The organism is Klebsiella sp. M041, from assembly GCF_059759695.1.
In genome coordinates this window covers 1-14,953 of the sequence record NZ_JCAXWU010000006.1, presented here as the reverse complement: position 1 = coordinate 14,953, position 14,953 = coordinate 1, and the positions used below count along the sequence as shown (strand labels likewise).

General features: G+C 58.7%; 17 protein-coding genes. 13 read left to right on the top strand and 4 right to left on the bottom strand.

What is annotated here, in order from left to right; all coding sequences use genetic code 11:
- Window positions 1–393: 393 nt before the first annotated feature.
- The 5 genes from AC6CWS_RS09050 to AC6CWS_RS09030 all read left to right on the top strand — a co-directional run bounded on the left by AC6CWS_RS09050 (window position 394) and on the right by AC6CWS_RS09030 (window position 3,532).
- Window positions 394–579 (top strand): con-10 family general stress protein, encoded by a 186-nt coding sequence (locus tag AC6CWS_RS09050; protein WP_008804757.1) that lies wholly within the window; start codon window positions 394–396, stop codon window positions 577–579.
- A 352-nt stretch (window positions 580–931) separates the two neighbouring features.
- Window positions 932–1,147: a hypothetical protein gene (locus AC6CWS_RS09045; RefSeq protein WP_004202641.1), complete on the top strand. Its 216-nt coding sequence runs from the start codon at window positions 932–934 to the stop codon at window positions 1,145–1,147.
- Window positions 1,148–1,170: 23 nt separating this feature from the next.
- Complete coding sequence (locus tag AC6CWS_RS09040; protein ID WP_023289827.1) at window positions 1,171–1,677, top strand: ferritin-like domain-containing protein; 507 nt, start codon at window positions 1,171–1,173, stop codon at window positions 1,675–1,677.
- 16 nt (window positions 1,678–1,693) lie between these two features.
- Entirely contained in the window at window positions 1,694–1,867 is a 174-nt protein-coding gene (locus AC6CWS_RS09035) for a hypothetical protein (RefSeq protein ID WP_048297585.1), read from the top strand.
- 39 nt (window positions 1,868–1,906) lie between these two features.
- Window positions 1,907–3,532, top strand: coding sequence for an alpha-amylase family protein (locus AC6CWS_RS09030; RefSeq protein ID WP_065881659.1), 1,626 nt, complete (start codon window positions 1,907–1,909; stop codon window positions 3,530–3,532).
- Here AC6CWS_RS09030 and AC6CWS_RS09025 read toward each other — a convergent pair.
- The 3 genes from AC6CWS_RS09025 to AC6CWS_RS09015 all read right to left on the bottom strand — a co-directional run bounded on the left by AC6CWS_RS09025 (window position 3,529) and on the right by AC6CWS_RS09015 (window position 5,803).
- On the bottom strand, window positions 3,529–4,524 hold the full coding sequence (locus AC6CWS_RS09025; protein ID WP_023289824.1) for an SDR family oxidoreductase: 996 nt from the start codon (window positions 4,522–4,524) through the stop codon (window positions 3,529–3,531). The two genes, AC6CWS_RS09030 and AC6CWS_RS09025, sit on opposite strands and share 4 nt — an antisense overlap.
- Window positions 4,525–4,844: 320 nt before the next feature.
- Window positions 4,845–5,291, bottom strand: a complete 447-nt coding sequence (locus AC6CWS_RS09020; protein WP_023289822.1) for a DUF421 domain-containing protein — start codon at window positions 5,289–5,291, stop codon at window positions 4,845–4,847.
- An 8-nt stretch (window positions 5,292–5,299) separates the two neighbouring features.
- Window positions 5,300–5,803 (bottom strand): hypothetical protein, encoded by a 504-nt coding sequence (locus tag AC6CWS_RS09015; protein ID WP_065881661.1) that lies wholly within the window; start codon window positions 5,801–5,803, stop codon window positions 5,300–5,302.
- Between the two features lie 145 nt (window positions 5,804–5,948).
- Here AC6CWS_RS09015 and AC6CWS_RS09010 point away from each other — a divergent pair, with 145 nt between their 5' ends.
- From AC6CWS_RS09010 to AC6CWS_RS08995, 4 genes are all read left to right on the top strand, one after another.
- Window positions 5,949–6,353, top strand: coding sequence for a YdeI family stress tolerance OB fold protein (locus AC6CWS_RS09010; protein ID WP_032452981.1), 405 nt, complete (start codon window positions 5,949–5,951; stop codon window positions 6,351–6,353).
- Window positions 6,354–6,368: 15 nt separating this feature from the next.
- The gene (locus tag AC6CWS_RS09005; protein ID WP_065881663.1) at window positions 6,369–6,515 is read left to right on the top strand and encodes a hypothetical protein; all 147 of its coding nucleotides are present in this window, start codon (window positions 6,369–6,371) and stop codon (window positions 6,513–6,515) included.
- A gap of 114 nt (window positions 6,516–6,629) precedes the next feature.
- Window positions 6,630–7,061 carry an OsmC family protein gene (locus AC6CWS_RS09000; protein ID WP_004202630.1) on the top strand — a complete coding sequence of 144 codons (432 nt, stop codon included), beginning with the start codon at window positions 6,630–6,632 and terminating at the stop codon, window positions 7,059–7,061.
- A 113-nt stretch (window positions 7,062–7,174) separates the two neighbouring features.
- Window positions 7,175–8,044, top strand: coding sequence for an oxygenase MpaB family protein (locus AC6CWS_RS08995; protein WP_050533451.1), 870 nt, complete (start codon window positions 7,175–7,177; stop codon window positions 8,042–8,044).
- A 1-nt stretch (window position 8,045) separates the two neighbouring features.
- On the opposite strand, the gene AC6CWS_RS08990 is transcribed toward AC6CWS_RS08995, so the two are convergent.
- A complete protein-coding gene (locus AC6CWS_RS08990) occupies window positions 8,046–8,732 on the bottom strand; it encodes an ABC transporter substrate-binding protein (RefSeq protein ID WP_023289818.1) in 687 nt (228 codons plus the stop codon).
- A 221-nt stretch (window positions 8,733–8,953) separates the two neighbouring features.
- On the opposite strand from AC6CWS_RS08990, the gene AC6CWS_RS08985 reads away from it, so the two are divergent.
- The 4 genes from AC6CWS_RS08985 to AC6CWS_RS08970 all read left to right on the top strand — a co-directional run bounded on the left by AC6CWS_RS08985 (window position 8,954) and on the right by AC6CWS_RS08970 (window position 14,705).
- Window positions 8,954–9,895 (top strand): cation diffusion facilitator family transporter, encoded by a 942-nt coding sequence (locus tag AC6CWS_RS08985; protein WP_065881665.1) that lies wholly within the window; start codon window positions 8,954–8,956, stop codon window positions 9,893–9,895.
- A 243-nt stretch (window positions 9,896–10,138) separates the two neighbouring features.
- A complete protein-coding gene (locus AC6CWS_RS08980; RefSeq protein ID WP_065881668.1) occupies window positions 10,139–11,056 on the top strand; it encodes a bestrophin family protein in 918 nt (305 codons plus the stop codon).
- A 320-nt stretch (window positions 11,057–11,376) separates the two neighbouring features.
- Entirely contained in the window at window positions 11,377–13,677 is a 2,301-nt protein-coding gene (locus AC6CWS_RS08975; protein WP_065881671.1) for an FdhF/YdeP family oxidoreductase, read from the top strand.
- Between the two features lie 146 nt (window positions 13,678–13,823).
- Window positions 13,824–14,705 carry a LysR family transcriptional regulator gene (locus AC6CWS_RS08970; RefSeq protein WP_044523426.1) on the top strand — a complete coding sequence of 294 codons (882 nt, stop codon included), beginning with the start codon at window positions 13,824–13,826 and terminating at the stop codon, window positions 14,703–14,705.
- Window positions 14,706–14,953 lie beyond the last annotated feature (248 nt).

The window sequence follows — 14,953 nt, the reverse complement described above, 5'->3', positions numbered from 1 at the left end:
GACGCGTCGTGAAAAAGGGAATATTAAGTTAACCGCTACGCATGGCTAATAACGCCATGCCTCTTAGGTGGTATTTTTTGAAAGGGTGGCTGTCCGGGAGTGGAAGAAATATTTATTCATCACTTTATTTTCATTTGTTTACAAACGAGGATCGCTGTCCGCAGAACAGACCATAATGGGCATATAATCCAAAGCGAAGAAGGAGTTGCAGAAAGATTAATTTTTAGTGCCGCTTCGCTGTGGTTAATTTATTTATTGGTAACGCTGATTAATGGCCGGAATTAATTTGACTCCTGCGGGTATTCCTCTAGTGTTAGATATCGAGGGCGATGATTTGTAACAGGGTCATTTTCCATTTACCAACCGATATTGATCAAACCAAAGGTGAACATTATGGCAGAGCATAGAGGCGGTTCAGGTAATTTTGCAGAAGATCGTGAAAAAGCATCCGAAGCCGGGCGTAAAGGTGGACAGCACAGCGGCGGGAACTTTAAAAATGATCCTGAGCGTGCATCCGAAGCCGGTAAAAAGGGTGGTAAGAACAGTCATGGCGGCGGCCGTAAAGCCGGCGACAGCTAGCGACTGATGACCCGTGACGCCGTTTCGACGGCGTCAGGACAGAAACCTGTGGGCCAGGCGGTCCGCAGGTTTCTGTTTATTTGCGTACGCTTTCACTTACCCATCGTCTATTGTCCGCAACGGAAGAAAAGGAGCAGGATAATTAAATTATAGCAACCTTAATAATTAAGCGCTGTTTACCGCAACGGCAATGTGCCGGCGAAGCGGTAAGGGCGAGTAAATGACGGCACTGTTTTTATGGCTGTGGAAAGGGAAGATATTGTCAGCCGGGTATTAACCGCCGGATGCCAGGGGGGGGGGGGGGCAGCAACACATCCGCTTGCTAAATATTGTTCAGATCTAAGGTAATAAAATGAAACTGACGCCGGTATTTATTAAGCGTTGTCATCTTGTGGCCGCCGTTATGTGGGTGGGTCTGGCGATACCCTCGTTAATCTGGTGGAAAGACAGCGTCCTGTGGGTCATTCTCATCAGTATTTACGCTAATATTGTTGGGCATTTATCCGGATATAGCGCAGCGCGAGCTGACCAGGCGGCGGAAGAGAATGAAGATTCCCCGTCAAAATAAAAAATTAATGATCAGAGGTGTATATGACGGATAGTGAAAATTACCATAACTGGCTTCGCGATGCCCATGCCATGGAAAAACAGGCCGAGTCACTGCTTATGGCCACCATCAGACGCCTCGATAATGAACCGCAATTACGGACCCGCCTTGAACAACATCTCTATGAAACCCGTCGGCAACTGTCGGCCCTGCAGGACCTTATCGCCCGCAACCACATTTCCCGCTCGGCGCTGAAGGATGCGATGAGCCGGGTCGCAGCCCTGGGCCAGACTATTGGCATCATGCTGCCCGGCGATGAGCTCATTAAACTGATTATCACCGCCTACGTTTTTGCCCATTTTGAGGTCGCCTGCTATACCGCTTTATTAACGGCGGCGAAGCGAGTGGGGGACCATAGCGCGATGCCTACTCTGGAAGGGATCCTTGCCGAAGAGAGAGGGATGGCTGACTGGCTGCTGCATCATCTGCCGGCGCTGACCGGGCAATATCTGATGCATAACAATCTGCCCGGCGTTGAGGCCGGACAATAAGCCGCCGGAGTCAATTATGGTTAAGCGCCACACCATCGCGCTGCTCGCCACTGAGAAAGCGGTTCCGCTGAAATTAACCGCCAGGCAGCAGGCGCTGGTGGACGCGGTGGCGAACAGGGCCCCTCCTGCAGAGCCCGATCCCGTATCGCCTGTCGGCAAAGCAGACGTCAGGAACAGGAGGGCGCGCTGAGGAAGCTGACAGTGGCGGGCAGAACGCAAGGTGATAGTGATGCAACAGGAAGAGTGGTTTCACAGAGCGGTCATCTATCAGGTGGACAGTTCTCTGTTTTACGATGCCAATGGCGATGGGTTTGGCGATCTTGCCGGTATCCGCCAAAAGCTGCACTACATTCGTAGTCTGGGGGCGACGGTGCTCTGGCTGACCCCTTTCTATCTCACCCCACTGCAGGATGATGGCTATGATATCAGCGACCATCTGCAGCCCGATCCCCGCTTCGGGACCATCGCCGACGTGATTGAGCTGATTGCCCGCGCCCGGGAGCTGGGACTGCGGGTGATCGTTGAGCTGGTTATCCAGCACACCTCCGCCCGGCACCCGTGGTTTCAGGCGGCGCGACGCGATCCCCGCTCGCCGTGGCGGCCATACTATCTTTGGGCCGATCGGCCGCCGGAGAACGACGATCCGCCCATGTTTCCCGGCGTCGAGGAGAGCGTCTGGAGCTGGGACGACCAGGCCGGACAATACTATCGTCACATGTTTTATCGGCATGAGCCCGACCTGAATCTCGCTCATCCGCCGGTGATCGCCGAAATAGAAAACATCATCACCTTCTGGCTGCAGGCCGGGGTGTCAGGATTTCGCCTCGATGCGGCGTCACATCTGGTGAACCAGGCCGGGAAGGGCGAAGAGGCGCGGGGCTACCCGCTGCTGACGCATCTTCGCCAGGTCGTGCAGCGCCTCAATCCCGACGCGATACTGTTGGGTGAAGTAGACGTGGAGGTGGAAGCGTATCGCCATTATTTCGGCCGCGGCGATCGGCTGCAGATGGTGCTCAATTTCTGGCTTAATAAATACCTCTATGTCAGCCTGGCGCAGCAGCGCGCCACACCGGTGGTGAAGGCGCTGCAGGCGATGGTGGCCCCGCCGGACGGATGCTGCTTCGTCAACTGGCTGCGTAACCATGATGAACTGGACCTGGAGGGGATTGGCGAACGCAACAAGCGCCAGGTTATCCGTACCTTTGCCCCGGATAAATCGATGTCGGTTTACCAGCGCGGCGTGCGCCGGCGGCTGGCGCCGATGCTGGGTGGCGATACCCGACGCATCGCGCTGGCCCATGCTATCCTGCTGGCGCTGCCTGGCGTGCCGGTGATGCGCTATGGCGACGAGATTGGTATGGGCGACGATCTGCGCTTACCGGAGCGCTACGCGGTCCGAACGCCGATGCAGTGGTCGGCGGCGCCCAACGGCGGCTTCTCCCGGGCGGCGCGGGAGGATTTGCCGGTAAAACCGGTGGCCAGCGGACGGTTTCGCTACCAGCGGATCAATGTCGAAGCGGCGCTGCGCCACCCCCGCTCGCTACTGCATCGGGTGCGCAATATGGTGCTGGCGCGCACGGAATATACTGAACCGGGATCCATCCCTTTTACCCTCCTTACGGTGAAGCCTGCCGCTGTGCTGGGCTTGTGCTATCGCAGTGAATCGCGGGAGGTGTTGATGCTGGCGAACTGCAGCCAGCAGGCGGTAGAGGTCCAGCTCCCGCCGCTGGCCGAGGGCTACTGGAGCCCGATTCTGGAAGATAAGTTCTACCAGGACGGGCTGCATGGCGGGAAAGAGGCGCGGCTGGCGCTCTCAGGGTATGGCTACCGCTGGTTCAGCCGCAGCCTGCCTTAGCGCCGTCTCCCCGGTCGACGGAACAACGCCCGCAGGGCCATCGTCGCCACCGCCACGCCGACGCCGGCAGCCACTTTTCCCGGGAGATCGGCGCTGATGGTCACTGCTTTACGCCGCGCGCCATCGTTAAAAGGGCCGTGCCCGGGATGATTGCCGCGCACCGGCGTGAACAGGTCGTCCTGGTGCTCTGCCGGCTTCGGCTGGCCGGTAAACTGTCCCTCCCACGCTTTCTTCACCATCAGCCGATCGAGCAGACGAGGGAAGAAGACCTGGCCGAGGATCGACTGGATGGTGCTTTTCCCCACCCACAGCTCGTTGACCGGCCGCTGGATCACGCTGTAGATAGCCTCGGCGGCGACCTCCGGCTGATAGACCGGCGGTACCGGCTGCATGGCCTGATCCATTTTGTTGCGTGCCCAGCCAAACTGAGCGGTGTTCATCCCCGGCAGCTGGACCATGGTCAACTGGATGTGGCTTTTCTCATGCATCAGCTCGGTGCGCACGGCATCGGTGAAGCCGCGAATGGCCGCTTTGGCTCCGCAATAGGCCGACTGCAGGGGGATCGAGCGCCAGGCCAGCGCCGATCCAGCCTGAATAATCACCCCCCGATCCCGGGGCGTCATCACCTCCAGCGCCGCGCGGGTGCCGTTGACATAGCCAAGATAGGTCACCTCCGTCACCCGGCGAAATTCGTCGTCGCTCATCTGACGAAAGGGCGCCAGCACGGTGGTCATGGCGTTGTTGATCCAGACGTCTATGGCACCGAGGGTGGCTTCCACCTCGGCGGCGGCGCGCTGCACAGCCCCGGCATCGGCAACATCGGCGCTAATCGCCAGCGTTTTGACGCCAAACCGTTCGCAGGCCTGCTGCGTCTCCTGCAGACCCGTTTCATCGCGGGCGATCAGCGCCACGTGATACCCTGCGCGGGCGAAACGCAGCGCGGTGGCTTTTCCTGCCCCGGCGGTTCCGCCGGTAATAACCATCACGGACATAGTGACCTCATTCATTTTTTCGCTATCGTAAATTTAAGCTGCACGGATCGAATAATTATTAAGCACAAATAGCAACGGTGAGGTGGGAAATATCCTGGAATAAGCGCAGTGTGAATCAGGCGACATATCCTGATGACTCTGGCCTGTTTCTGCATAAGCAGGCGTTGAGGTTCTATAATCTGTAATGTCCCTGACAACCCGCGAGGAGGAAAAATGTTGACATTAAACACGCGTAGCGTTGAAAAAGAAGAGGATGACGCCACCCGCGCCCCGGAATCGGGGGATAAACAACCGGAGCGCGATAAATAGCTATTCCGGTGTTATTCCTGTTGCGGAATAATGGATATCTGGCCGTTACGTTCGAGAATAGCGAATTTGATCGCTTTCAGTTCATAAATCCCATGGTGCTGCCTGGCCGCCAGCAGGATATCATCGACAGAAATATTGACGAGCTTGATTTTCTCATCGATGACAGCACCATTTTCCACCACGATAACCGGCGTGCCATCAAGGAAATTTTCCGCCTGGGCAAATTTTTTCTTAATATAACCAAATAAAATATCAATACTCACCAGGGTGACGATAGTCAGCATCGAACCGGTGACGGAATAGTCTGTGCTGAGCATCGCCTGCTGGGTAGCTTCGCTGATAATCAGCAGCAATATCAGGTCAAAATTCGTTAACTGCATCAGGGTTCGTCTGCCGGCAATCTTGAAAATAATCAGCAATATCAGATAGATTGCTGCGGCTCTAAGGACCATTTCCATCGCGACTCCTACGGATAGACAAACTGCTGCCAGCTGACGGCAGGGCGATCGTTGACGGCCGCCTGCAGGGAGAGAGTGCCTATGGTTTTGGGGGTAATCGCTAACCACACCGAGAGCGGTGAGCGGCTGGTCGTCCGCTGATACACCAGATATAATTTCCCGTCGGCACTGTACATTTTATCCGGCTGCGGGCGGATATCGCCAAGCTGGTAGCGAGTTAATAACGTGGCGGCGAAGCTGATCGTGGTGTCATTTTCCTGGGTGGGTTTGATCTGAATATTCAGTTCGGTTTCACTCATCAGTCTGGCATAACGCTGGTAATCGACGATTAATTCACCTCCGGCGCTTTCCCGGTGCGCCTCACTGAAATAACCAGAGGACCACAGGCCGCTTAACGCGGTAAGGATAATGAGGCTGAGTACAATTATCCCATAGCGCCTGAAGCGATATTCAAAGCGGAGGGCTCGTTCATTTTCGTCGACGATGGGACAAGGCTGTTGATTCTCAATCATTATTATTTTCCCCGCGTTTCGTTTCGGCATCAGCGCAACGATAAGGACATTCTTATATTAGACGATATCAGAACAATTGACTTTGTAAAAATGGCCAGCCTCAGCCAGGCTTTATTCTGTTCATCAGCAAAAACAAGGAGGCATGATGAAAAAATTAGCCTTGGCCATGGCCTGTTTGTTTGCCGCCGCTGTCGCGCAAGCGGACGATAAGGGCGGTTTTAGCCAGGATGCCGCGCCGCCGCCGCCGCACAAACTGGATGACGGCTATCGCGGCGTTGAGGAGGGGCGGATCATGACCGTTGAGCAGGCGAAAACCATGCACGACGGCGCCACGATTTCGCTGCGCGGCAATCTGCTGACCCGGCAGGGAGATGACCGTTATCAGTTTCGCGATAAAAGCGGCACCATCACCGCCATTATTCCGGTTGCCGCGTTTAATGAACAGCATGTAGAGCCTGACGATCTGGTCAGTATTAACGGTAGCCTTGATCGCAAAATGACGCCGCCGGTAGTGCGTATCGATCGCCTGCTCAAACAGTCGCCTAAATAAGGGGAGCTTGCCGGTATGAGCACAACATCTCACACGCATGGCGAGGAGCGCGGGAAGCACCCTGCGCGCGAGGCGCCAGGCGAACAGGGCGAAGTGCCGCGTAAACGGGACGACAGCGAGGATGACAAAACCGATCCTTACCATCCTCACGATGGCCGTTAGCGTCACCCGCAACGGGAACTTTTCGGGAACGCCGGGGTGGCGGGCCGCAGAATAGACGCAGGTTCGGCATCAGGCACTATACTTTTTGTTCGACATCATCACAGGAGGAGTCATATGGCGATTCATAAGAAAGGGCTGGCGCACTGGGAAGGCGATCTCAAGCATGGCAAAGGCACCGTGTCGACGGAGAGCGGGGCGCTGAGCCAGCAGCCCTACGGCTTTAACACCCGTTTTGAAGGGGTGAAAGGCACCAACCCTGAGGAGCTGATCGGCGCCGCGCATGCCGCCTGCTTCTCGATGGCTCTGTCGCTGATGCTCAGCGAAGAGGGCTATACCGCGACGTCCATCGACACCACCGCGGTGGTCACCCTCAATAAAACCGACGGCGGGTTTGCGATAACCGACATCGCGCTGCAAAGCCAGATTGTCCTGCCGGGCGTCGCGCCGGCGGCGTTCGATGAGATCATCCAGAAAGCGAAGGCCGGCTGCCCGGTATCGCAGGTGCTGAAAGCCAATATCACCCTCGACTACCAGCTGAATCCGTAAGCTGTCGTGCCCGCACTCTGCGGGCACCGTTCCCGCGATCTCTCTCCCCGCCACTGCCTCCGCTGCGCAATAGTGGTATCTTTGGTCCTTTCGCAAACGTAAAGGACTCCATCATGATCGGCATTCGCGGGATGATCGAGGCGCAGGTGCTCGGCCTGACCGGCATGGCGCTAAAAGAGATTGACTTTGAACAGCCCAAAGGGGAGCCGGGGCTGTTTGGTCCGCAATCAGCCATCTGGCAGGTGCATGGCGATTTTACCTCTATGTTGTGCGGCGGCATTAGCGCGCTGCTGCTGCAGATGCTGCATCCCCTGGCGCTGGCCGGCGTCTGGGACCACTCCCGTTTTCGCGAGGATATCTTTGGCCGCCTGCGCCGCACCAGTCAGTTTATCTCCGCCACCACCTTCGCCGCCACCCCCGACGCGGAGCGGCTGATCGCCAAAGTGCAGGGGATCCATCAGCGGATCGCCGGGGTGGACAAGGACGGCACGCCGTATCAGGCAAGCGACCCGGCGCTGTTGACCTGGGTGCATGTCGCCGAGTGCAGCCGCTTTATGGCCTCCCACCTGCGCTATAAGCGCACGGTGGTCAGCGACCAGCGCCAGGAGGACTATTTTCGCGAGTCGGCGGAGATCGCTCGCCGGCTGGGGGCCGAGGATATTCCCCGGACGCCGAATGAGGTCGCGGACTATCTTGAGGCGATGCGCCCGCAGCTGCGCTGTGACGAACGTACCCGGGAGGTGGCCGAGGTGCTGCTCACCACCCGTCTGCCGGGTCGCCTGAGTCAGCCGGTTGGCCAGGTGATGATGCGGGCCGGGATCGATCTTCTGCCGCCATGGGCGCAGGAGATGCTGGGACTGTCGCTGACGCCGCTGCAGCGGCGCACGACGCGTCTGATGGTGCAGGCTATCGCCCGCGTGCTGCGCGCCTCGGTACGCAACGGCGCCTGGCATTGCGCCATGCGCCGGATGGCAGAGGCGTGATTCAGCCCGCCTCGCCCAGGTGCCGGGCAATCAGCGCCTCCAGGCTACCGTCCGCTCGCCATTCGTTCAACGCGTCGTTCACCGCGCTAAAGCGGGCCACGTCTTCCCGGGCGACGCAGATGGCCTGGTGGATCTCGGTAAAATTATCCGCCAGGACCCGCACCTCCGGATGGCGGCGCGCTGTCGCCTCCAGCGGCTGACGGATGCCGGCGACCATATCCCCTTCACCGGCGAGGAAGGCGTCGATGGCCTCCTGCGAGGAGGGGAGACGATTCAGGCTGGCGTGCTGCAGATGGCGGGTTAGCCACAGATCGTAGGCGGCGTTTTGCCCGACGTTAATCGTGGTTGCCGGGCGATCCATATCGGCCACGCTCTGGCAGGGCGAACCGGCTCTCACCAGCGCGGTTCCCTGGATGGTGATATAGGGAGAGGTAAAGCGCAGGGTCGCCTCCCGTGCCGGATCGATGGCCAGAAAGGCAATATCCCAGCGTTCGCCGCCGGCGTCGGCCACCACTTTACCGGCGGCAGGATAGGTGACGAACTCGGCGGCGACGCCCCAGCGCTTCGCCAGTCGATGGCTGAGCTCGGGGGTAATGCCTGTCGGCACGCCCCTTTCGCCAGGATGGGCCAGTACCGCATTGCCCAGATTAATGGCAAAACGCAGCCGGGAGGGTGTGATATCTGACATCGCTGACTCCTGTGGTGGCTAAGAGAAGGCGGCCCGACCTGTCGGCGCCAGTGATAAGATAGTCCATCCGCGCGCGGTTGTACCTCTCCGGCCACACTTTCAGAATCTATTCATTAACGACCGCAGCGAATTCGTTAAACCGCAAGGCAATGACTTTTATATTGTTAAGCATAAACTCAGCTTGTCAGTTTATTCTTCCCGCTCACTGAGGGAGAGAAATAATGACACAACATAATTTTGACAATGATAATAAATATCATCAGCGTTCGGAGCAGGCGCGAAAGAGTACCCTGGTTAGCGTGGTGGTCAATATTTTTCTCTCCGCGTTGCAGATTGCGGTGGGAATATTCTCGGGTTCCCAGGGGTTAATTGCCGATGGAATGCACTCTTTTTCCGATCTGCTCGCCGATGGCGTTGTGTTGGTGGCGAATAAAAAGAGTCGCCGGCCCTCTGACCACGATCACCATTATGGCCACTGGCGCTATGAGAACGGCGCCTCTCTGATCCTCGGCGCGATCCTGGCGCTGGTCGGGGTCGGTATGCTGTGGTCTGCAGCGGGTCATCTCGCGCAACCGCAGACGATTGCGCCGGTGCACAGCGTGGCGCTGTGGATGGCGCTGACGGCGCTGGTGGTCAAAGAGGGACTGTTTCGCTATATGCTGGCGGCCGCCAGGCGGCTGAACTCCTCGCTGCTCATCGCCAACGCCTGGCATGCCCGCTCGGACGCCGCGTCATCCCTGGTGGTGGCGCTGGGGATCATCGGTAATCTGGCCGGGTTTGCCTGGTTCGATCCGCTCGCCGCGCTGGCGGTGGGGCTGGTGATTACGCGGATGGGCTATCGTTTCGCCGCCACCGCGCTGCACGATTTAATGGACCGCGCCGTCGATGAAGAGACGCAGCAGGCGATCGCCGGCACGCTGCGGGCCACGCCGGGCGTGGCGGGTCTGCACGATTTGAAAACCCGTAAGGCGGGGGATCTGGTGCTGGTGGATGTCCATCTCGAGGTGGCCGGAGAGCTGTCGGTAGCCGAAGGGCATCAGATTGCCCGGCAGGCGCGGGCGCGGGTCATAGCGCACCATCCGGTGCTCAATGTGATGGTGCATCTCGATCCCAGCGCGGCGGTTGCCGGTTCGCCGGGGGAGGCAAACTGCCTGACGTCATAAGCAGAAAACAGACTGGCTCAGCGGTTATTTAACCTCTGAGCCATTATTCCTCGCGCCACCCGCTCGCACATTGATTGCCCGAACGATAAATAAGACTCATACTGAGCCGGCCATGACCATCGCTAAATAATGGCGCAGATCTGCCCGTTGCAGTTAACGATAAAATAAACCAATCGGTTCATCGATACTCTCTATTTTTTATTAAGAGATAATAACCAGAGCGGTAATTCAGGAAGTCAGACAATGATCATTCGGCCAGAACAACACTGGTTTCTTCGCCTATTTGACTGGCACGGCTCCGTGCTGTCAAAAATCATCTTTCGTCTGCTGCTTAATGTGCTGATGTCCATCATCGCCATTATCAGCTATCAATGGTACGCGCAGCGGGGGATCCACTTAACGGTGGCGCCGTTCAGCCTGCTGGGGATCGCGATAGCGATTTTCCTCGGCTTTCGCAACAGCGCCAGCTACAGCCGCTTCGTCGAGGCGCGCAATCTGTGGGGGACGGTGCTTATCGCCGAACGTACGCTGGTGCGCCAGTTGCGCAATATCCTGCCGGCCGAACACGATGCCCATCGCCGCATTGTCAGCTACCTGGTGGCTTTTAGCTGGAGCCTGAAGCACCAGCTACGCAAAACCGATCCGACGGCTGAGCTGCGGCGGTTGCTGCCGGCGGACCAGGTGGCGGAGATCCTCGCCAGCTCAATGCCTACCAACCGGATCCTGCTGCTGGTCGGCAACGAAATCGGCCAGCTGCGCGAGGCGGGCAAGCTTAGCGACATCACCTATGGGCTGATGGACAACAAACTCGATGAGCTGGCGCACGTGCTGGGCGGCTGCGAAAGGCTGGCCACCACCCCGGTGCCGTTCGCCTATACCCTGATCCTACAGCGCACCGTGTATCTGTTCTGCACGCTGCTGCCGTTCGCCCTGGTCGGGGATCTGCACTACATGACGCCGTTTGTCTCGGTCTTTATCTCCTACACCTTTTTGTCGTGGGATTCACTGGCGGAAGAGCTGGAGGATCCCTTCGGCACCGCCGCCAACGACCTGCCGCTGAACGCGATGTGCAATACCATTGAGCGCAATCTGCTCGACATGACCGGTCAACATCCGCTGCCGGAGACGCTGCGTCCGGACCGGTACTTCAACCTGACCTGAGCCCCTGCGCACCGGGCAGTTTCCGCTGCCCGGTCATCACTTTCCCGCGCCCATGCGACCCGCCGCGCGGAGGGAGCGATAAAAGCAAAATTTGCAAATAAGTTAAATTTAACACCCGATAGATAACATCAATTATACAGATTTGTGGTGTATGTTATTATTCGGTTAACAAACGCAGTACCTACGCTTTCCCATCGTACTATCCTTGAGAAACAGCATTCTTATCAGGTGACGCCGCGCACACCACGCCTCGTCGCCGGGGTCGTCGCACGCTTTTTTTCCGCTGGCGGCGGCCAGAACAGAGCAGCAGGAGTAAAAAGATGACCAATAAAAGACGCGCGGTTCCCGGTGTTCACCCTTATGACGGTCCGGCAGGCGGGTGGGGCGCGTTGAAGGCGACGGCCATCGCCGTGCGTACCCAGATGGATGCCTTTGAAGCGCCCGCCACGCTGCTGCGAACCAACCAGCCTGACGGCTTCGATTGCCCGGGCTGCGCCTGGCCGGATAAAGAGCATAAATCCACTTTTCAGTTTTGCGAAAACGGCGCCAAAGCTGTGACCTGGGAGGCGACCACCAAACGGGTGACGCCAGCGTTCCTCGCGGCTAACACCGTGACCTCCCTGCTGGCGAAAAGCGATTTTGAACTGGAGGGCTATGGCCGCTTAACCCATCCTTTGGTTTACGACCGCGCCAGCGACACGCTGCGCCCGGTGGCGTGGGAAGAGGCTTTCGCCCGTATCGGCGAGATCCTTCGCGGCCTGCAGCCGGATGAAGTTGAATTCTACACCTCCGGACGGGCCTCCAATGAAGCGGCATGGCTGTTTCAGCTGTTTGCCCGCGAGTATGGCACCAATAACTTTCCCGACTGCTCTAACATGTGCCATGAATCCACCAGCGTGGGCCTGCCGCAGTCGATCGGCATTGGCAAAGGCACCGTTTCCCTCGACGATTTTGACCAGACCGAGCTGGTGATCTCTATCGGCCATAATCCGGGCACCAACCACCCGCGGATGATGGGCACCCTGCATGAGCTTTCCCGCCGCGGCGTGCCGATTATCGTTTTTAATCCGCTGCGTGAGCGGGCGCTGGAGCGTTTTGCCGACCCGCAGAACGTGATGGAGATGGCGACGTATCGCTCGACGCCGATCGCCTCGACCTACTACCAGGTGCGGGCCGGCGGCGACGCGGCGGCGCTGAAAGGGATCGCCAAAGCGCTGCTGCAGCTGGAGGAGGAGCAGGGCCAGGTGCTCGACCACGCGTTTATTGCGCAACATACCCAGGGGTTCGCCGCCTTCGCCGAGGATCTGCACGCCACCCGCTGGCAGGACATTGAGCAGGAATCCGGCCTGACGCGCGAGTCGCTGACCCAGGTCGCCGTGGCCTACGCCAAATCCAGGGCCACCATCGTCACCTACGGCATGGGGATCACTCAGCATAATAAAGGCACTTCCAACGTCCGGCTGATTGCCGACCTGCTGCTGATGCGCGGCAATATCGGCAAGCCGGGAGCCGGCATCTGTCCGCTGCGCGGCCACTCTAACGTGCAGGGAAACCGCACCGTTGGGATCAGCGAAAAACCCTCCGCGGCCTTCCTCGACAGCCTGCAGCGGGTGATGGGGATCACGCCGCCGCGGCATCATGGTCACGATGCGGTGAAGGCGCTGGAGGCCATGATCGCCGGCGACGCCAAAGCCCTGATCTGCCTCGGGGGCAACTTCGCCGTGGCGATGCCGGATCACGAACGCGCCTTCCCGGCGATGCGCGGCCTTGAGCTCAGCGTGCACGTCGGCACCAAGCTCAACCGCTCGCACCTGCTGACGGCGAAAGAGACCTTTATTCTGCCGTGCCTTGGCCGCACCGAGCTTGACCTGCAGGCCAGCGGCCGACAGTCGATCACCGTCGAGGATTCGATGTCGATGGTGCATGCCTCGTCAGGCAAGCTAAAGCCCGCCTCGCCGACGCTGCGTTCGGAGCCGGCGATTGTCGCCGGTCTGGCGAAGGCCACTCTGCCGGCCAGCAAAGTGGACTGGCTGTATCTGGTGGAAGATTACGACCGTATTCGCGATCTGATCGAACAGACCATTCCGGGGTTCGAGAATTATAACCAGCGCATTCGCCATCCCGGGGGCTTTCGCATGCCGCTGCCGCCGACCGAGCGCATCTGGCCTACCGCCACCGGCAAAGCCATGTTCTCGGTTTTCAAAGGCGTGCATGAGAACGTGGTGGTGGAGGGCGAGGAGGTGATGCGCTTAGTGACCCTGCGCAGCCACGACCAGTACAACACCACCATCTACGCTATGGATGACCGCTACCGCGGCGTCTTCGGCCGCCGCGACGTGCTGTTTATGAACGAGCAGGATATGGCCGCCCAGGGTCTGGAGCATGGCGATCGGGTCGATATCCACACTGCGCTGCCGGGCAGCTCGCTGACGCTCAGAGATATCACGGTGGTGGCCTATGGCATCGCGCCCGGCACCGTCGGCGCCTATTATCCGGAAGCCAACGTGCTGGTGCCGCTGAACTATCTGGATGAAGAGAGCGGGACGCCCTCCTATAAGTCGGTCCCCGTCCGCCTGACGCTGCGCTCGAAAGAGATCCGCCCGCTGTCCGGCGTGCGTTAAAGAAGGAGGGCGTTGGGCGGCGTCGCGCCGTCCTGCGCCCGTCGCCCCCTCGTCTCCTCGCTTGAATTTATCGGTTATGAAACTAACATTCTGGTAACCTGTGCGCGGCCCCGGGGGTGAACGGCGGGGTTCAAACGGGAAAAAGAATGGACATTAAGCAACTCAAGTATTTGATCGCGCTCGATCAGACGCGCCATTTTGGCCAGGCGGCGGCAGCCTGCCATATTACCCAGCCGACCCTCTCCATGCGCATTCGTAATCTGGAAGAGGAGCTGAACCTGACCCTTATCCAGCGCGGCCAGCGCTTCGAGGGTTTTACCCCGGAGGGGGAGCGGATCCTGGCCTGGGCGCGGGCGGTGCTGGCCGCCCATGACGGTCTGGCGGCGGAGGCGGCCATTTGTCGCGGACAGATGGTCGGTCAGCTGCGGGTTGGCATGGTGCCGCTGGCGAGCCTCAATCCGATGCAGCTGATTAAACCTCTCGCGGAGAAATACCCGGCGCTGCAGTTCAGCCTGCTGTCAATGACCTCGGAGCAGATTATCGATGGCGTCAGCCGCAACCAGCTGGACCTGGGGATCTGTTACCTGCAGCATCTGGATGAACGTCTGTTTAAGATCGCCCGGCTGCCGCAAACCCGGATGGGACTGTTGCACGATAAACGCCATTTCGACTTCAGCGACGGGACGCCGGGGTGGGATACGCTGGCGACGCTGCCCCTTGGCTTTCTGACCAAGGGAATGTACTACCGGGAATCCATTGAAATCAGCTTTAAGGCCAAAGGGCTAACGCCGAAGTCTGTCTTTGAAAGCGATTCGACGTTTCAGATTATCCAGGCGGTGCAGGCGGGGATCTGCTGCGCCATCATGCCGCTCAACAACGGCCTGGAAGCCCTCAGCGACAATCTTGATATCCTGCCCATCGTCGAAAGCCAGGTCGATTCGCAGCTGGCGCTGATTATGCGCCAGCAGGAGCCGGTCTCGACCCTGGCGGAAAAATGCTTCGCCGAGGCGCAGGGTATTTTTGGCTGAGGTGGCGCGACTGGCCGGGCGGCTAGTCAGCAACCATGTCTACATAGTCCCCCGAGGGGGCCAGCAGAGCTCCGGCAGAGCAAGGGCATGGGCATGGGTAGAAGTGATAGTGCGGCGCTTCACACCAGTGTTCAAATGGGCTTTGTTGAATAAATCAGATTTCGGGTAAGTCTCCCCCGTAGCGGGTTGTGTTTTCAGGCAATACGCACGCTTTCAGGCATACCTGCTTTCGTCATTTTGTTCAGCGC

Coding starts and splice junctions, on each gene's coding strand:
- AC6CWS_RS08990 (WP_023289818.1), bottom strand. CDS start 8,732: ATGTCAGATATCACACCCTCCCGGCTGCGTTTTGCCATTAATCTGGGC.
- AC6CWS_RS09035 (WP_048297585.1), top strand. CDS start 1,694: ATGGTTAAGCGCCACACCATCGCGCTGCTCGCCACTGAGAAAGCGGTT.
- AC6CWS_RS09015 (WP_065881661.1), bottom strand. CDS start 5,803: ATGATTGAGAATCAACAGCCTTGTCCCATCGTCGACGAAAATGAACGA.
- AC6CWS_RS09040 (WP_023289827.1), top strand. CDS start 1,171: ATGACGGATAGTGAAAATTACCATAACTGGCTTCGCGATGCCCATGCC.
- AC6CWS_RS08985 (WP_065881665.1), top strand. CDS start 8,954: ATGACACAACATAATTTTGACAATGATAATAAATATCATCAGCGTTCG.
- AC6CWS_RS09045 (WP_004202641.1), top strand. CDS start 932: ATGAAACTGACGCCGGTATTTATTAAGCGTTGTCATCTTGTGGCCGCC.
- AC6CWS_RS09005 (WP_065881663.1), top strand. CDS start 6,369: ATGAGCACAACATCTCACACGCATGGCGAGGAGCGCGGGAAGCACCCT.
- AC6CWS_RS08980 (WP_065881668.1), top strand. CDS start 10,139: ATGATCATTCGGCCAGAACAACACTGGTTTCTTCGCCTATTTGACTGG.
- AC6CWS_RS09020 (WP_023289822.1), bottom strand. CDS start 5,291: ATGGAAATGGTCCTTAGAGCCGCAGCAATCTATCTGATATTGCTGATT.
- AC6CWS_RS09050 (WP_008804757.1), top strand. CDS start 394: ATGGCAGAGCATAGAGGCGGTTCAGGTAATTTTGCAGAAGATCGTGAA.
- AC6CWS_RS08970 (WP_044523426.1), top strand. CDS start 13,824: ATGGACATTAAGCAACTCAAGTATTTGATCGCGCTCGATCAGACGCGC.
- AC6CWS_RS08995 (WP_050533451.1), top strand. CDS start 7,175: ATGATCGGCATTCGCGGGATGATCGAGGCGCAGGTGCTCGGCCTGACC.
- AC6CWS_RS09010 (WP_032452981.1), top strand. CDS start 5,949: ATGAAAAAATTAGCCTTGGCCATGGCCTGTTTGTTTGCCGCCGCTGTC.
- AC6CWS_RS09000 (WP_004202630.1), top strand. CDS start 6,630: ATGGCGATTCATAAGAAAGGGCTGGCGCACTGGGAAGGCGATCTCAAG.
- AC6CWS_RS08975 (WP_065881671.1), top strand. CDS start 11,377: ATGACCAATAAAAGACGCGCGGTTCCCGGTGTTCACCCTTATGACGGT.
- AC6CWS_RS09030 (WP_065881659.1), top strand. CDS start 1,907: ATGCAACAGGAAGAGTGGTTTCACAGAGCGGTCATCTATCAGGTGGAC.
- AC6CWS_RS09025 (WP_023289824.1), bottom strand. CDS start 4,524: ATGTCCGTGATGGTTATTACCGGCGGAACCGCCGGGGCAGGAAAAGCC.